We start from the raw sequence: 14,817 nt of genomic DNA, 5'->3' as shown, positions 1-14,817 counted from the left end.
TCTATCTGCAGCCGTACCTGCCCTCTCTTGGCCCGCCACATCCCCCATGCCCGCCATGCAGAGGCCGGCGGCGATTGGGGTGATGGCGAGGTTGAGCAGCCACCAGCAGCTTGGGTAGCAGCGCCAGGCTGACGGCGCCGAGCCCGACGCCTATCAGCACAAAATATCAGGCGCCCAGCCAGGGGCTGATGGGCTTCTTGGCGCCTTTGGACCAGGCATGGGAGCCCAATTCCACCAGCAACTCACCGAAGAGCTCGAGGAAAAACTCCCCGAGCAGGGACAGTACTATCTCTAACAAGGTTTGGCTTTCTTACCAGGGTTGAATGAGGGCGGCGCTTGGCTCAGCGGCTGCAAAGCCGCGGGTTGGCAGTGGACAATCTTTCCCTGCTGCCCAAACGGGATCAGCCGCTGCTACTTGGCGGTGGCGACGTCCTTGGCGATATAGGGCAGTAATTGGGTCCAGCTGCTGAGGCAGCGCTGGTAGAGGCCCGGCTGGCAGTCCTTGGCGCCTTTTCGCTTCAAGGCGAAGACCCTTTCCTTGGGAATGCCGGCGGCGGCATAGGCCGCGAAGTCGGTGCTGGAGTCGCCGAAGCCGTAGGCCAGTCGCCAGCCCTGCTTGACGTAGGCATTGAGGATCTGCGCCTTGAATCTGGCGGGATTGCCTCTGTCCTCGCTGCTTTGGGCGACGTGAAGGCTGCCTTCGGGAAAGCCGTTTTTCCTGAGCCAGGCCGGCAGGCCGGACTGGAAGAGGGGGATGCGGGTGCTGACATAGACTATCCGATACCCCTTTTCGGCAAAGGCGCGCAGGGCCTTGGCGGCATCGGGCCTGGCCTGGTTGACGGCCAGTATCTCTGGGGTCAGGGTGCCGTCGATGTCGGAAACGACCAGGCTTGCCTGGCCGGGGGAGGGCAAGGGCACCTCGGCGGCGGGGAGCTGGCTGCAGCCCATGAGTGACAGTGCCAGCAGGGAAGGGTAAAGAAACTGCATGTTTTTCCTTTGAAAATGGCGCTTTGGATACGTTGCCAAAGTCACCCGGAGCTGGGTAAGGCCTACTTCTTTTTACCTGCGGCGTTAAGGGCGATAGCGGCGCGGATCAGCGCCTTGAAGGCGTCTTGGTCGAGGGTTTCGCCCTCCCGGATATCGATGGCGCGCCGGGCATTACCGGCCAGGCTGGCGTTGAAGAGGTTGGAAGGGTCGGGCAGGGCGGCGCCCTTGAGGAAGGTCAGTTTGACGTACTCTTTGTAGGTTTCGCCGGTGCAGATCATGCCTTGATGGGACCACACGGGCACCCCCAGCGGATTGCTGGGTTTGACCCATTTGCGCTCTTCCACCACCTGCGGCTCTGCTTCCTTGATCAGGCCACGTAGCTTGTTCAGCAGCTCGACGCGCCAATCGCCATTTGCCCTGAATGGGGCCATTACGGCTTCCCTGTCAGCCATCTGAAATTCCTCCTTGTGAACAGGCCTCTACTATAGCCCAGGGCCGCCAACTGGCGATGGGCATTGGCTTTTTCGGTTGCAACAGCAAAACGGCGCAGTCAGGCGGCTAGAAAAGGGCTTTGGTCAGCAGCTCGGAGGCGCTCAGTACCCAGCCTATGCAGAGCAGGATAAAGAGAAAGAACTTGAGGCTCTCCCAGCCGTCTTGCAGATATTCGCCTCGCAACAGCGAAATGATTTCGGGTGTAAAGAAAAGTCGGATGGCATTGGCAAGGCCACCGAGGCCCTTGCCAAAGAACATCCTGGCCAGAGTGCTGTAGACGGGCAGGCTGGCCAGGGCGACCAAGAGCATCAATAGGGGATGGTCAACACAATTCATATTGGCAACTTGGCGAAGAGCTTTCGCCGCTGATGAAGCGATTCAGAGGAGCCATGACGCGATAACGCCAAGACCTAAGATGGGTAGCAGTAGAAGCCAAACAAAGAGAACGAGGTTAAATGTGATCTCTTGCCACTTTGGCAAGGATGGACCTTCTGATTTCTCCCATGGGTCATCGGTGCAGACGATCGTCAAAAAATCAGATTTGAATGTTGGGGAGTCGGATTGTTGTGCGATTGCCTTATCGATGGATGATTTCAGCGCCAGTAGTCCATCGCGATTTCCCACGATACAGTCTTCGTATCTTTCACTTGCCGTTTTCACCCAGGGTTCGTTATTGCGGTTCAAACTGAATCATCCTTAGTTCCTCTGGCCCTTCATAAACCTGCCGTGTCGAAGCGTTTTTGGGCAGGTGCAGATCCTGCCGCCAACATTGCAGGCTATCAACCAGGGTTGGAGTGGAAATTAAAAATAGCTAGATCAGGTAGTCAGGCGATTGGATGTTGGTGCGCAGCAGATCTTGCCCCACCTCAAGCGCCCTTGTTCTTCTCGTCCCAGCGCCTGGGCTCCCAGAGCTCAAGCTTGTTGCCGTCCGGGTCCATCACCCAGGCGAACTTGCCGTTCTCGTGGGACTCTGGGCCGCCGACCACTGTGACGCCGGCCGCCTGCAGCTGGGCCAGCATCTCGTCGAGGTCATCGACCCTGTAGTTGATCATGAAGGACGACTGGCTGGGGCTGAACCACTGGCTGTCCTTATCCGCCAGGTGCCATACGGTCAGGCCGCCGTCTTCGGCCTTGTCCTCGGGCCAGCGCAGGACGGCGCCGCCGAAATCCTCCAGTGCCATGCCGAGATGGTCCCGGTACCAGGCTGCCAGGGCTTTGCTGTCGCCCTTGCACTTGAGGAATACCCCACCTATGCCGGTGATCTTTGCCATGTAGGCCTCCGCTTGTGAGTGGTTGATGGTTTGCCGGGTACGATCTGGGGTTGCCGTGTCGCCTTTGCATCATGGCAGCGCCTGGCGAGGGCCAAGGGCCCCTCTGGTTTCGGTTAGTCCGGCACCCTGCCGAGCATGGCCTTGGCGATCAGTTCAAAGTCGGCCCGGGGTATCTCCAAGTGCCCGAACCTGAAGGCGTATCCCCAGCGGCCTTTGTCCCGTATGAAGGAAAGCTGCTCCAGCAGCGGCCGAATGGGGACAGCCCGGCTGTCGAGAAAGCGGATATCGCGCCTGTGGGGCACAAAGCCGGGGGCCATCTCGAAGGGGTAGGCCTCTGCCCCCACCACTTCCCCTATGGCGGTGAATTGCTGGCAGGGCCTGGCTTCGCCGGAGGCCTCCTCGAAAGTTTCCCTGGGGGAGTAGTAAAGGATCCAATCCCCCACCGACATCCGTTTGAGGGGCTGTGCCTTGCCGTGGCAGAGCTGGCAAAAGCCGCCCGCCACGCCCCGCTCGACGTGGTCCTTTGAGGCGACGCCTATCCAATAACGCATCTTGACTGCTCCTCTACCGCCGCGCCCTGGGCCAGCGTCGCCTGCTGCAGCGCCCTGATCTGGCGGCAGAACTCAATAAGGCCGGCTTGCAGGGAGCCTGCCAGAGCCGGGTTTGCCAGTATGCCGTCCCTGGCCAGGCCGCTGCCCAGCAGGGGCAGGGAGAGGCAGGCACTGTCGATGATGATCCCGGACATGGTCACCAGCACCTCCCGCAAGGCGGCCTGGGCATGGGAGGCCCTTGGGGAGGTGTTGACGAGCATGATGGGCTTACCGGGGAATTCCTCGCCGCTGACCAGCCAGTCGAGAGCGTTCTTCATGGGGCCGCTGATGCCGTGGGCATATTCGGGGCTTGCGATGATGAGGCCGTCGGCCCGGGCCAGGGCCGACTTCAGCGCGGCCAGGGCAGGGATGGGGCTGTCTTCCAGATCCGGGTTGAACAGCGGCAGCGCCCCTATATCGCCCAGCTCGATGCTGATTCCGCTGGGGCTAAGGGCCCTTAACGCCTCAAGCGCCGTCCTGTTGTAGGAGAGCCGGCGCAGGCTGCCGGACAGGGCCAGCAGGTTACATCTTTCCATGGTATTAAGCCTTGGCTGCGCCCTCAGGCGCCGAGCGCCTGGTAGTTGGCGATGTCGGCCTCTATGCCGAGGCGGGCCAGGGTCTCCTGGGGGTTGAAGCCGCTCTCGGTGTGGACCTTGGCCACCTCGGCGCGGGCGGCGTCGATGGCGCCTTGGCTTTCCCACTCGGCGATGGTGACGATGTTGAAGCGGCCGGGGCCCGCCACCTGCTCGAGGAGGGCGTCGCGGATAAAGCCAGGCTGGCGGCGCAGCACGGCATGGGTTTGCTGGACCCGCTGCAGGAATTCCTCGCGGGCACTTTGCGGCACCACGAACTTGTCGACGCGATAGATGCTGTTGGCTGACATGTAACCTCCGTTGTTATTGATGGGGCAGGGTCCCTGCCAGTGCACACCCTAAGTTAGGCGCAGCCGGGCGGACACACCAGCGTAAATTCCCGCCTTGGCGCACCTGGCCGGCACCCGCTGGCCTTAGCGGCGCAGCTCCCCAACCAAGAGCGTGACCAGCCTGGCGATTTCGCCGAGCTCCTGGCGCTGATGAAAGCGCAGCTCTATGTACTGGGAATTCGGGCTCCGCTTGGGGTGGACGGTCGAATCGGCGGGGTGGCGCAGGCCTTGCTGCTGTATGAGCCTGCGACCGAGCTTGAGGTCGAGCTCGTTGCCGCTGTGAAAGTGACCTATCTCTTTGCCCCTAAAGCCAAGGCCGCAGAAGCCGTCGTCCCTATCAGGGTAGGGGATCCGCTTGACCCCCGGGATCTGTTCGAGCAGCGCTATCAGCTCGGCTTTCAGTGCGTTCATCGGGGAAAAGCCCTCCTGTCCGTCAGACCGCCCAATGCGCTGGGTGGCTGAGGGCTCTTAGCGGCGCGCCAAATGTGAAGCCTGGCTCTCTCCAAGCACCTTCTCTATCGCTTGGACGACGGTCTCGGGGGCGTCTTTCTGGATATAGTGCCCTGAACCGCTGACCTCGCTGCTCTGCACCTGGGTGAAGAAGTTGGGCCATTGTTTGCGCAGCGCTTTTACGAACTGCTGGTAGCTGCCAAGCTCCTCTGGCCGGAATTCGGTGCTGAACAGCAGCCGGGTCGGGAAGGTCAGGGGCTGCTTCAGGTCCAGCTCGGTGAGGCAGTCTTCCTGGGCGTCAAACTCCTGCTTCATGGCGCTGCTGAAGGCCACCAGCCTGAGGCTTTTCAAGATGTTGGCGCTGAGGGGCGCTTCGACCTGCATTTTCGACCAATGGTGCGGGTAGGTGGGGTCCAGCAAGACCATGCCGGCCACCTCATGGGGGTAGAGGGTCGCGAAGCAGAGCTGGTCCAGGCCTCCCAGGGAGTGCCCGACCAGGAGGTAGGGCGGGGCGACCTTGGCCGCCTTGAGCAGGGCGTGGAGTTCCCGGGAAATGGCACAGGGGCTGCGCTTATCCTGGGCGAGTGGGCTGTCGCCGTAACCTGGCCTGTCATAGGCGAAGAGGGCAAGGCTGCCTGGCAGCTGGCCTATGACCTTGCCCCACACATCCTTACCGTCACCGAGGCCGGCTTGGAAAACCACCGTCGGCCCGGTACCGGGCCTCTGGTAGTAGGCGATGCTGTTTGAGGCGACCTCGGCCTTTTTGCTGGAGGGCACAGTCGCGCAGCCCGCCATCAAGGCCAGGGCGGCGAAGCAAAATGCCATGAGTGCAGTCTTGATACTGTGCATAGTTCCCTCTAACGCTGACGCCCTGCCTTGGGCTGATGTGTGGCGGTGTGGCCTGTGGGAGCGATAACAAAGGCGGCTGACCTCGGCTGTCGTCTCGCTCCTTATCGCATCGCCGCTTTGCAGTTCGATGACGCCGCGATTTGCCCTGCTGCGGGCGGAAAGCCCTTTTGATACCGATCGCCAGCCTGACCACGCCGGCCTTTTAAGATCACTTGATCAGCTGCACCAAGAGCTTGAAAAGGAAGTCCAGCTGGGGAAAGCCGTCGGCTTCGCCCTCCTGCTCGCGGTGCATCTCGGCCCTGTCATTGGCGGCCTGGACGGCCTGGGTATTCTCGATATTCCCTTCTTCCTGGCCGATGGTATAGGCCTTTTCCTGTTCGTTTTTTGCCATGGCCGCGTGGGCCCTGCCGGCTGAAGTGGAACAGGAGGTGACGGTCAGCAGGGTCAGAACAATGACGGCGATTCTCAAGGTGTTATCTCTCAAAATGGAATGTCGCAGCACAGGGGCGCTGCGAAAGGATGGCATGGTACGGCAGATGTCTTGTGCCTTTTTACTTATCTGGTGAGCACCTGGTACAGGGTGTAAAGCACCATGGCGATGATGGACAGTGAACTGAAAGTCCAGAAGGTGGCCCTGACGTCGTGCAGCTGCGCCGTGGCGTAGGCGACGAAATGGGCCGCCCGGGCCAGGACGTAGGTCCAGAACAGCACCTCGGCCAGCAGCAGCGGCGGGCCCACCAGCACGAACAGCAGGCCTGCCACCAGAAAGGCGGGAATGCTCTCCAGGTCGTTCAGGTTCATGCGCCGCGAACGCTCCACATACTCGTTCGGCTCCAGCTGGCCTGAGACTGGCGCCGGGTTGAGGGGGCTCTGCTTGGCATCCTCGGGGCTGCGAAAGCCGGCACGTACCTTCATCATCCTGATCACCGTCATCCAGGGCTGCAACAGCAGCTTCAACAGCATGACCGACGCCGCCAGCACATAGGCGGCGAAGACGGGGTTATCCAGGCTCAAGACGGTGCTTTCGATGGTCATGGCATGCACTCCTTCCAAACCGGCATCGAGGCTCAGTTGGCGGTTCGGCCAAGCAGGTAGCGGTTAACGACATAGCCCCAAGGTACAGCAATTATAGGCAGTGCCACCCACAAGAAGGCTTGCATCATGTCGGTGACCTCAGGGCTTATGGTTTGGCCGCTTCTTACCAGCGGGAGCACCACTATGGCGAGCCAAAGCACCTTGTAGAAGATCTCCAGAAGCAATATCGGGAGCATGCGCACCGTCCTGAATATCCCGATCAATGCCAAAGAGGAGAAGGCCGCCCAGACGCACCAGACCATGGCATCCTTGGAGCCCCAGGCACCCTCATGAAAGAGGATCTTGCTCCACACATCCTTTCCCAACACGAAGAACATAAGTCCATAGATCGCCCTCATGAGGTAGATGCTGATGGGGCGTATGCCGTCATATTTGGGGTTAGGCATAAAGGCATATTTCAGCTTTTGCATGATTTTCCTTAATCACAGGTAGAGGGGCAGCATTGGCCCCTGAGTTCATTTGGTGAAGGCCAAAGCACATTCAGGGCATTGGGGGGCTATCCGTCTTCGTCAGGCAGGACAGAGGCGGCCGTGACCGGTGAGACCATAGACCAGCCAAGGGTTTTGTAGAGCGCGGCGCCGGCTTCTGTCGCCACCAATACCCCCTGTGTCGCCCCGCAATCTTGGGCGCATTGGGACAGCACCGCCATGATGTACCGGCCAAGCCCCTTCCTCCGGTGAGTTTCGGCCGTCACTATCTGGTCGAAAGTCGCAAAGGCGCCAACGATGGCGGCTTGGCCGCTGGCCGCCAGTTCGCCTGTGTCGGCAAAGAGTCTGGCAAACACCAGTGCTCCCGTTTGCTCGGTATCGAGGTGGTAGCCCGTTATGGCGGGGGCCGGACGGCCTGCCAGAGCGGTGCTCATCAGGAACTCCGGTTCATGCAGCGTCCAGTGGCTCGGGAGCAGGGGAGACAGGCTCTCCATCGGGGCGCAGACCTTCAGCCAGGTGCCGGGGCCGGCTTCGCCGACAAGCCTTTGGACCAGCTCGTGCTCAAGCCGGGGGAGGACGTAGCGAAGGGTCTGCCCCGGCTTGCCGACGGCTACCTGAAAGTACCCTGAGCCTGGGACAGGGGCCTGGGTGTGCCGGGAAATGGCCCAGCCATATGTCCAAGCGCGAACAGCGGCGCAGAGCTCGAGCGCGCCGGGATCAGGCAAGGCCGTTGCGTGCGGGGATGGTGACGTTATGGGGCTGGGACTGAAGTGGGGCATTTGGGGACTCCAAATCTGTGAGTTGGCTTAGCCAGCCGGTTAATCCTTTCTTATCCAGCCGAGGCTCAGCAGATAACGGTTGCCTGAAACCACCTTGGATACCGAATGCCCGCAAAGATCCGGGCGGAAGAACTTGATCCTGCTGCTGCAGTAGATGGGGGACTGGCAGATAAAGTCTCCCCCTTCCTTTGCCTTCTTCAAGACGATATTCAACCTGAAGTGCTTCCCGCTCTGGACAGCGTCCCTATGGGGCGGCACCTCGCAGCCCTCCGGAAACCGGAGCAGGTAGAGGTCAAACTTGACTGGCCAGGTCGCGCCCGCCAACAGCATCTTTTCGTAACCGGACTGCTGCCGGCCTTTTTGCCACCGGAATAAGGTTTTAATGATGCTCATTTCTATGAAACATACAATGTCTAAGTTAAACTTTCGTGAGGATCACGAACGATTATTAAATCTGGGGCTGATCCTGGCCATCCGATAAAGACCTATGTACTCACCGTCTTTGAATGACGCGAACTTGGACTCACCTTCGATATCGAATCCAAACTTCTTATACAGAGATATGCCACGCTCATTATCTGTATAAACCTCTAACTCCAGACGGATGATGTTTAACCAATTATCGGCAAGGTCAATCGCCTCTTCCAAAAGATGGCTGCCGACGCCTTTTCCGTGGCAGTCTGGATGCACTGCCATGCCAAAGCTGGCCACATGCTTTGCTCTAGGTTTGGCACTAAGGTTTAACCCGATATAACCTTGCACCTCATTTTCTATCTCGGCGACCAGCACGACAGAGCTTTCCTTGCTCTCTTGAAACAGCCGGCACACTTTTTCGGTGCCAAGGTAGGGATGCTGAGAACTTTGAGCGACTACCGAAGGATGGTCAAATATTTCCGAAATTCTTTCATGATCTTTGACGTCGGCCGCTCTTATTTTCACTTCCATTATCCGTCCACTCTCCGATTGGAATTCAAGGTATGGGTGCCGGTAACCAGTTTTTTAAGCGCAGACCAGTTTATAAATCCTGAGCTCTTCAGCGTCTTTCATGAAGCCGGTCTTGCCTTTTTCTGTAGACATGTAGGTTAAACCGCACTTCTCCATAACCCTGCCCGAGGCTGGGTTTATGGCAAGGTGCTTACCATAGATGGCTTTGAAGCCGAAAGCCTCTATGCAGTGATCTATGAATGCCCTACAGGCCTCGGTACAGAAGCCTTTTCCCCAATAATCGACTCCGATCCAGTAGCCCAGCTCAGGTTGGCCTGAATTCAGGTTAAGCATGCTTACGCAGCCTATTAAATCGCTGCTATCTTTCAGCGTTACTGCGTAAGTCACAGTAGCTCTATTAGCAAAATTATCTTCGTGAGTGGCAATCCACTTTTCAGCCAAACCATCAGGATAAGGGTAAGGTATGCTCGCTGTTGTATTGGCTACTTCCTTATTACCTGCCAGGCTCTGAACACGCTTGGCATCAGAAATTACAAACCTTCTTAGCAGTAACCGTTCGGTGACAATCTCTCTCTGGTTCATTTAACTAACCTAATGCATAGGGCCGCACTAAGTGGAAAGCAACACTTAGCTAGAATCAACGAGGTACAAGCGAGAGCCAAGTATAGCGTATCTGATATTCACCCAATAAAAATGACACGCCATAATTTTTAGGTTTGTTGTTCATTAGTCTCATTGAACTTTCTTTTCAGGTATTTAAGGCTGGCGTTCAGCTCCTTGATTTCAATGCGTGATTCTCTTGCTATATCGCGCATTTCCTTGACACGCTTTGAAATCAAAAAGACAAAAACTGGGACCAACATCCACAAAATGATAAGCGCAATGTAGATAAGTGCACCGGCGACACCAAAGCCTCCAAACACATTTTCCATAATTATATCTCCCTCAAAAAATCCCCTGCTAGGGATATAAAGTGATATTCATTGCCATTATGTCGGCCATCCAATGCAACCCGGTTTTCAGCCGTTACTATGCCCACCTGAAGGCCGCCGGGAAGCTGCCCCAAGTGGCGCTCATCGCCTGCATGCGCAAGCTCGTCGTCACCTTCGACACCCTGGTCAAAAATGGCGAAAAATGGTGCGAGAAAACGGCCTGATCTATTGACGAAATGCCACAGTCAGTTGTTAGGCTCAGTGTTGGCTCCACACGAGCAGGCGACTTGGCGGAGATGCTATTGCCTGGGAGGCCAGCAGTGTAAAGCTCCATCTGTTTCGCCCATTGCTTTGCGCCAAACATGCTCAGGAAACAGAGCACGCTTGGTGAGTGCTCCCAAAAACTGCGACCCACCCTGAGCTTCGAGCAAAACCGGAACCGGCTCATCTCGGCCCTTTACATATATGAAGAGAATATCCGAGCTGGTCATACCTCCATCCTTGAAGCACACACGCTCCACGTCAGACCATTGAAATGATTGATTCCAGCCGGACTCAAGCCTTGCAAGTACTTTTACGTGGACGGTTCTTTCGTCGAATTCGACCGCCAGTAACTCGTTGAGTGGGCGCGGCTTACGACTCTCCCACCAAGCCCTGAGAGTTTCGAGTATTCGCATGTGTTTTTTCCTGTGGGAGTGCCTAACGTTTGACTTAAGCGGCGCCGTTAGGCGTCCGCTTGAAGGAATGGTTAGACATCATTCGTTTCTTGGCAGAAGCCGAGCTGCATTGTGGCGAAATAGCGCATGCGCCAGAAGCACACCGACTGCATCGATCAACAAATGGGCGACCATGCAAGCGAGAATGTTTTCTGTGAGAACGAATAGGGCGGATAACAAGGCACCTGCCCAAACGACGGAAAGCATGTGCGCGGCGCCCCAGCGAAAGTGCGCGACCGTAAACGAGATCAGCGAGAGCACTACCGCTGCATGTGTGCTGTGTAGAAGCACGCCACCAACCCCAATGGCATAGCCTCGGTACAAAGCTTCTTCGGTCACGGCTGCAGTGCATATAACGAACACTTTTGACCGAAGTGAGCGGCTGAGTAGAGCTCGTAGGGGCACGGAATCAGTTGTGTTCGTTCTGGTCGTTTGCCGCTGAAGTAGTTGACAGAAAGGCCATCCGGCCAAGACGGCAAGGGCAGTGGCAATGCCACTTCCGAATACGAGCCATGACAAGCTGGACAAGCCGAGCAGATGGGGCCAGTTTTCCCCAGCTGTAGAAGCAATCGCGAAGGCAGCTCCCGCTACGAGCCATAAGCAAATCCGGGTTGGGAAAGCCATTGGATCCGCTTTCAATGTACGCGCGAAAAGCAGCAACAATGGCGCGCCAAACAGAGATAGCAGCAAGCCGACGGCTAACAGCGTGTCCATGTGATGATGTGAGGTCTAACGTCGCCAACACAGGCCGAGCGTAGCGAGGTCCAGTGCAATGCGCTTTTTGCATTGCACGATTGTGCTTGGCTTTGTTAGTGGCTTATGCAATTTGAACCTCATTGAAATTTGGGTTTTCTTCCAGCAGTTCTAAAAAAAATATAAAGCAGCCATCCGAAACATTCATTTTATTCTTGCCGAAGAGCTTTTCTTTAAAGCTTCGGCGTTTATCAACCTGGAATGCCCACTCGATTTCATCTTGTGGGTTATCGCCTTCTTCGAAATAGGCACAAGCACCAATTAAGTAGTTTTTCCCATCAAACTCTAGTTCACTATACCAGCCCCAATCTTCAGCATCTGGTTCAGAAATCTCAAATTTTCCCGCGAGCTCTGTTTTGAGCCATGCAAGCAGTGATATTCCGTAGATTGGATTTATGGGATTCTTCCTCTCTTTAGAAACATCAAACATAGATGTCTTAAAGTGTATGGCTTGGTTCATGACTCTCCTCGCCCACTAACGCCCAACAACACTGGACCGAAAAAGCGCAGCTTTTTGGGGTCCAGTGCTTGTTTTTGTTATGGCCGCAACGTGTGCAGCCCGATAAGAACTCGTTTCCGGAGCGGTAGCGGAGGACACAGTTGAACAGTGCGAGGCTTTGGCGCACGGAGCACTGGGCCGAATATGATTTCTCTGACTGGCACGAAGAACGGTGCGCCGCATTTCAAAACTCCCTCTTCACTTGAACAACACCTCGAAGAACAAGGCACTATTCATTCCGCTGATCACTACTATTTCTAAGCGGTTGCCACGTAAAGCGGCCAACTCAATTTATACCGCGTTTTCACCAAGCCAGGAACGTGAATCTGGCACATTGCCGACCAAACCTTCAAAAAAGGCAGCAGCGCCATAACGACTCCACGTAACCGGCGGCCAAGAGCGGCAGTGCGAAGCGCCGCCGCACTTGGCCGTCCGAGTTGACGCGGTTGTTAGCAGTCAGTCCCACAACACCTTCCCCGTGATAGCCTTTACATGGGTGTTAACTGCGCCCCCGGTTTTCGCCGCCGCATTCTTAATAAAATCGAGATAGTCCTCGACTTGGCTCTTTTTGACAGAAGTTTTTGCTTTTCCACGGTGTGCTATTTCCCCTCTAAGCTCAACGAACTTGTCGAGTTTGTCACGGGCCTTTGCCGCAGTGAGCTTCTTCGCCCATACCCACTTACCGGACACATTCGTGAGGCCGATAGCGGATTCAAAAAGATCGTCGATGTTCTTGTATTTCGGGGTATTCAATTTCCTGTTTCGGCTTTCCTTGAGCGTTTGGAGCCGCTGCTGTAGGAGTTGCCTCCATTTGTCATCGGACAACTTCCACACTGCTATTTCGTTATTCTCGGCCTTGAGCTCCTTCGCGATTATCTTCTTTATCTCTGTTGGAAGGACGTCAGCCGTTGCGGCATGAGCAACAATGTGTTCGAGACCCTCTTCAGCGATGTCTTCGCAATATGCTTCCCAGTAAGAGGTAATCAGGACTATCGCTGACTTGTTCAGAACTTCGAGACCGAAACGCCTTCCTGGGGCATTGCCGCCCTGTAGGGTATGTAGGTCAAGCAGGCCCTCCACGTCTTTAAGGTTCTCGTCTAGTGCAATCCTGGCCTTGCTCGGCATTTCCCCTCCTTTTCCTCTGCTAACGCCCGGCTTTGGGGCGGACTTGTAGCTGCGGAGCAGCGGAAAGGCCGTCCCAGCCCCGAAGGGGCGACAACAGCCGATTGTTAGAGACTATCAGCATGCTAGCTTCATATTCCAAGCTGATAGCCGCACTCAGCAGCACTTCGAAACGGTACTTGACTACCGTATATTTATACCGTACATTTATACGCTCCCTTGCATAGCAGCTCAAAACACAACGCTCTCCTTCAGGGAACTAAAAGGACTGACCGATGATTGACCACTTGCACCGCGCCAAAGAAAAGAAAATGGCATACGTCCTCCACTATGACTTTGGCTATACCAAATCTTCAATAGCCACTTTGATGAAAATTAGCCCCCAACAAATGGGACAATGGATCAAAGAAGTTCATTATGAAGTCCAGATACATCGACTTAACCAAGAACTTGATAGCATTAAACAAGAACTAATCGGCATGGGCTATCAACCTCAAAAAGCCTTAGACCACAATGACTTTAACTTCTAAACGATGTATTGGCACTGTCGAAATTGCGCAGTGCCTCCCTCTAACGCCCAAAGCAGCGGCGCGCGTTAGCGCGTCCAGCCCGTAGGGCGATGCTGCCTTTGTTTGTTATGTGATTTAGCACTCAGCCACCTTTAGTTTGCTAGCTGCAACTTTGAGCTGTTCTTTGGTGAGGCCGATGATATTTTGAAAATCGTTATCGTCCAAACCAAACCCTAGATTGTGAGCATTTAGCGCATTGATAATGCCACTAAGTTCTTGTGACGTGAGCATATTTGGTGAGACTTCTTGCATGACTGCATAAAGCTTATTAGCCACTGCATTTTCAATAGGGTTAACCACAACAATATCGCCAGTATCCTCTAGCTCTTTTATTGCCTTGACTAGAACTTCCTTAAGCACGGGTTCACTCATACGTTTTATTCACATAACGCCCAGCGAAGGGGCAATTTTGGAGCGCAGCGGAAAAATTGTCCCGCTTGCGCTGTTTGTTAAGCACTGATTCCAAGCTCCCTTCGTACTCTGTTTCTTACGAGAGGAACCAGAACTTTCAAAGTTTTATTTGCCTCTGAAACATTGCCTGACTCAACAGCTGCGATAAATTCCTCAATTGTTTCGATTTCATCTTTGTACCCATATAGATGAAAGTTAGACCTAGCTGTAGCCAACTTTTGGACTAGATCCTTATCCTCTTCAAATGGCTTTTCGCTATTCTGGAGAGAAAACCACACTGGCAAGAATGAACGCAACGCTTCTAACCGATGTTCAGTTCGCTTCTTGGCCATCTCGTGACGGCGGCTTAAATGGCTATTTACGAACCAACCGGCCACGACAATTATTGCCGAAGAAATAAGAATCCAGTCACGAATTTCCATAAGTTGCACAATTTCTCTTTAGGTGCTTAACGATGAGTTGAAAGGCCGCTTTCGGCATCGCTGAAAGCGGTCCAGTGGAGGCCGTAGGCCGGAACGGTTTCGAACGTTTTGTTATGTGCTGGGCGCAACTGGAAAGCCTTCTAATTGTTCAGGAAAGTGTTGAATCGGCATTTTTTCATCTCTACCGACCCAGTAGATAAGTTTGCTGGCCTCGTACTGTAGCGGAATGCTGCATGCCTCAGACATAAATGAACCGCAATAGGCATGAGATGCCAACACTTTGTATTTTTCATAAGTAAACGAAAAGCTGTAGATGTTGGGTTCGGCGCCGTTAACACTAACGGACAGCTGCCATATTGGTGAACTACTGTCTTGAGACAGTGGGATGTTTACTGAGGCACGTGCCGCGATTTTGTAGCACGTTGGGCTTGTTTTGTTGATGTTGCAAGCTTCTAGTATCGTGTCTGTATTGTTAAATAGCTCAATTGTGCCAATTACAGAGCAACTGGAGAGCAGTAGGCATAAAAAAGTAATAATGGCGACTTTGATCATGTTTGCACATAACAGTTTTATTAGCGACCCGGG

28 protein-coding genes are annotated in these 14,817 nt (G+C 55.1%); 2 read left to right on the top strand and 26 right to left on the bottom strand.

Translation table 11 applies throughout. The features are described 5' to 3' along the window. Positions 1–166 precede the first annotated feature (166 nt). The 19 genes from PVT67_RS10110 to PVT67_RS10020 form a co-directional block, all read right to left on the bottom strand. Positions 167–298 (bottom strand): hypothetical protein, encoded by a 132-nt coding sequence (locus PVT67_RS10110; protein ID WP_301493399.1) that lies wholly within the window; start codon positions 296–298, stop codon positions 167–169. 113 nt (positions 299–411) lie between these two features. Further along, the gene (locus PVT67_RS10105; RefSeq protein ID WP_301493398.1) at positions 412–987 is read right to left on the bottom strand and encodes an LNS2 domain-containing protein; all 576 of its coding nucleotides are present in this window, start codon (positions 985–987) and stop codon (positions 412–414) included. A gap of 62 nt (positions 988–1,049) precedes the next feature. Beyond that, positions 1,050–1,439: a DUF1801 domain-containing protein gene (locus PVT67_RS10100; RefSeq protein WP_301493396.1), complete on the bottom strand. Its 390-nt coding sequence runs from the start codon at positions 1,437–1,439 to the stop codon at positions 1,050–1,052. A 106-nt stretch (positions 1,440–1,545) separates the two neighbouring features. After that, on the bottom strand, positions 1,546–1,782 hold the full coding sequence (locus PVT67_RS10095) for a hypothetical protein (protein WP_301493393.1): 237 nt from the start codon (positions 1,780–1,782) through the stop codon (positions 1,546–1,548). Between the two features lie 75 nt (positions 1,783–1,857). After that, positions 1,858–2,163: a hypothetical protein gene (locus tag PVT67_RS10090; RefSeq protein ID WP_301493391.1), complete on the bottom strand. Its 306-nt coding sequence runs from the start codon at positions 2,161–2,163 to the stop codon at positions 1,858–1,860. A gap of 182 nt (positions 2,164–2,345) precedes the next feature. Beyond that, entirely contained in the window at positions 2,346–2,750 is a 405-nt protein-coding gene (locus PVT67_RS10085) for a VOC family protein (protein WP_301493390.1), read from the bottom strand. Between the two features lie 113 nt (positions 2,751–2,863). After that, a complete protein-coding gene (locus tag PVT67_RS10080) occupies positions 2,864–3,301 on the bottom strand; it encodes an EVE domain-containing protein (protein ID WP_301493389.1) in 438 nt (145 codons plus the stop codon). After that, positions 3,286–3,876, bottom strand: coding sequence for an NADPH-dependent FMN reductase (locus tag PVT67_RS10075; protein ID WP_301493387.1), 591 nt, complete (start codon positions 3,874–3,876; stop codon positions 3,286–3,288). The genes PVT67_RS10080 and PVT67_RS10075 overlap by 16 nt, the downstream gene beginning before the upstream one ends. A gap of 23 nt (positions 3,877–3,899) precedes the next feature. Then, positions 3,900–4,223, bottom strand: a complete 324-nt coding sequence (locus tag PVT67_RS10070) for an antibiotic biosynthesis monooxygenase family protein (protein ID WP_301493385.1) — start codon at positions 4,221–4,223, stop codon at positions 3,900–3,902. Between the two features lie 123 nt (positions 4,224–4,346). After that, entirely contained in the window at positions 4,347–4,673 is a 327-nt protein-coding gene (locus PVT67_RS10065; RefSeq protein WP_301493383.1) for a luciferase domain-containing protein, read from the bottom strand. Positions 4,674–4,730: 57 nt separating this feature from the next. Continuing rightward, entirely contained in the window at positions 4,731–5,537 is an 807-nt protein-coding gene (locus PVT67_RS10060; RefSeq protein ID WP_301493381.1) for an alpha/beta fold hydrolase, read from the bottom strand. 232 nt (positions 5,538–5,769) lie between these two features. Further along, positions 5,770–6,087, bottom strand: a complete 318-nt coding sequence (locus PVT67_RS10055; RefSeq protein WP_301493379.1) for a hypothetical protein — start codon at positions 6,085–6,087, stop codon at positions 5,770–5,772. Between the two features lie 29 nt (positions 6,088–6,116). Next, entirely contained in the window at positions 6,117–6,596 is a 480-nt protein-coding gene (locus tag PVT67_RS10050) for an MAPEG family protein (protein ID WP_301493377.1), read from the bottom strand. A gap of 32 nt (positions 6,597–6,628) precedes the next feature. Then, entirely contained in the window at positions 6,629–7,066 is a 438-nt protein-coding gene (locus tag PVT67_RS10045; protein ID WP_301493375.1) for a hypothetical protein, read from the bottom strand. Positions 7,067–7,152: 86 nt separating this feature from the next. Further along, a complete protein-coding gene (locus tag PVT67_RS10040) occupies positions 7,153–7,518 on the bottom strand; it encodes a GNAT family N-acetyltransferase (RefSeq protein WP_301493373.1) in 366 nt (121 codons plus the stop codon). Between the two features lie 384 nt (positions 7,519–7,902). Continuing rightward, positions 7,903–8,256 carry a 2OG-Fe(II) oxygenase gene (locus PVT67_RS10035; RefSeq protein WP_301493371.1) on the bottom strand — a complete coding sequence of 118 codons (354 nt, stop codon included), beginning with the start codon at positions 8,254–8,256 and terminating at the stop codon, positions 7,903–7,905. A gap of 42 nt (positions 8,257–8,298) precedes the next feature. Beyond that, entirely contained in the window at positions 8,299–8,808 is a 510-nt protein-coding gene (locus tag PVT67_RS10030; protein ID WP_301493369.1) for a GNAT family N-acetyltransferase, read from the bottom strand. Positions 8,809–8,862: 54 nt separating this feature from the next. After that, positions 8,863–9,390, bottom strand: a complete 528-nt coding sequence (locus tag PVT67_RS10025; protein ID WP_301493367.1) for a GNAT family N-acetyltransferase — start codon at positions 9,388–9,390, stop codon at positions 8,863–8,865. Between the two features lie 128 nt (positions 9,391–9,518). Continuing rightward, positions 9,519–9,740 (bottom strand): hypothetical protein, encoded by a 222-nt coding sequence (locus PVT67_RS10020; protein ID WP_301493364.1) that lies wholly within the window; start codon positions 9,738–9,740, stop codon positions 9,519–9,521. A 59-nt stretch (positions 9,741–9,799) separates the two neighbouring features. Here PVT67_RS10020 and PVT67_RS10015 point away from each other — a divergent pair, with 59 nt between their 5' ends. Continuing rightward, positions 9,800–9,964, top strand: coding sequence for a hypothetical protein (locus tag PVT67_RS10015; protein WP_301493363.1), 165 nt, complete (start codon positions 9,800–9,802; stop codon positions 9,962–9,964). A 75-nt stretch (positions 9,965–10,039) separates the two neighbouring features. Here the strand turns inward: PVT67_RS10015 and PVT67_RS10010 are convergent, their stop codons facing one another. The 4 genes from PVT67_RS10010 to PVT67_RS09995 form a co-directional block, all read right to left on the bottom strand. After that, positions 10,040–10,417, bottom strand: coding sequence for a hypothetical protein (locus tag PVT67_RS10010; protein ID WP_301493362.1), 378 nt, complete (start codon positions 10,415–10,417; stop codon positions 10,040–10,042). A 78-nt stretch (positions 10,418–10,495) separates the two neighbouring features. Next, positions 10,496–10,795: a CPBP family intramembrane glutamic endopeptidase gene (locus PVT67_RS10005; protein ID WP_301493361.1), complete on the bottom strand. Its 300-nt coding sequence runs from the start codon at positions 10,793–10,795 to the stop codon at positions 10,496–10,498. A gap of 478 nt (positions 10,796–11,273) precedes the next feature. Then, positions 11,274–11,669 carry a hypothetical protein gene (locus PVT67_RS10000; RefSeq protein ID WP_301493360.1) on the bottom strand — a complete coding sequence of 132 codons (396 nt, stop codon included), beginning with the start codon at positions 11,667–11,669 and terminating at the stop codon, positions 11,274–11,276. A 495-nt stretch (positions 11,670–12,164) separates the two neighbouring features. Further along, entirely contained in the window at positions 12,165–12,833 is a 669-nt protein-coding gene (locus PVT67_RS09995) for an MAE_28990/MAE_18760 family HEPN-like nuclease (RefSeq protein WP_301493359.1), read from the bottom strand. Between the two features lie 272 nt (positions 12,834–13,105). Between PVT67_RS09995 and PVT67_RS09990 the strand changes: the two genes are divergently transcribed. Continuing rightward, a complete protein-coding gene (locus tag PVT67_RS09990; RefSeq protein WP_301493358.1) occupies positions 13,106–13,360 on the top strand; it encodes a hypothetical protein in 255 nt (84 codons plus the stop codon). Between the two features lie 114 nt (positions 13,361–13,474). Here the strand turns inward: PVT67_RS09990 and PVT67_RS09985 are convergent, their stop codons facing one another. From PVT67_RS09985 to PVT67_RS09975, 3 genes are all read right to left on the bottom strand, one after another. Next, the gene (locus PVT67_RS09985; RefSeq protein ID WP_301493356.1) at positions 13,475–13,771 is read right to left on the bottom strand and encodes a hypothetical protein; all 297 of its coding nucleotides are present in this window, start codon (positions 13,769–13,771) and stop codon (positions 13,475–13,477) included. Positions 13,772–13,848: 77 nt separating this feature from the next. Next, entirely contained in the window at positions 13,849–14,241 is a 393-nt protein-coding gene (locus PVT67_RS09980) for a hypothetical protein (protein WP_301493355.1), read from the bottom strand. A 102-nt stretch (positions 14,242–14,343) separates the two neighbouring features. Continuing rightward, positions 14,344–14,784 (bottom strand): hypothetical protein, encoded by a 441-nt coding sequence (locus tag PVT67_RS09975; RefSeq protein WP_301493353.1) that lies wholly within the window; start codon positions 14,782–14,784, stop codon positions 14,344–14,346. Between the last annotated feature and the right edge of the window lie 33 nt (positions 14,785–14,817).

Source organism: Gallaecimonas kandeliae, assembly GCF_030450055.1.
In the GTDB taxonomy this organism is placed as follows: Bacteria; Pseudomonadota; Gammaproteobacteria; order Enterobacterales; family Gallaecimonadaceae; genus Gallaecimonas; species Gallaecimonas kandeliae.
This window is presented reverse-complemented; position numbering and strand designations above follow the sequence as displayed.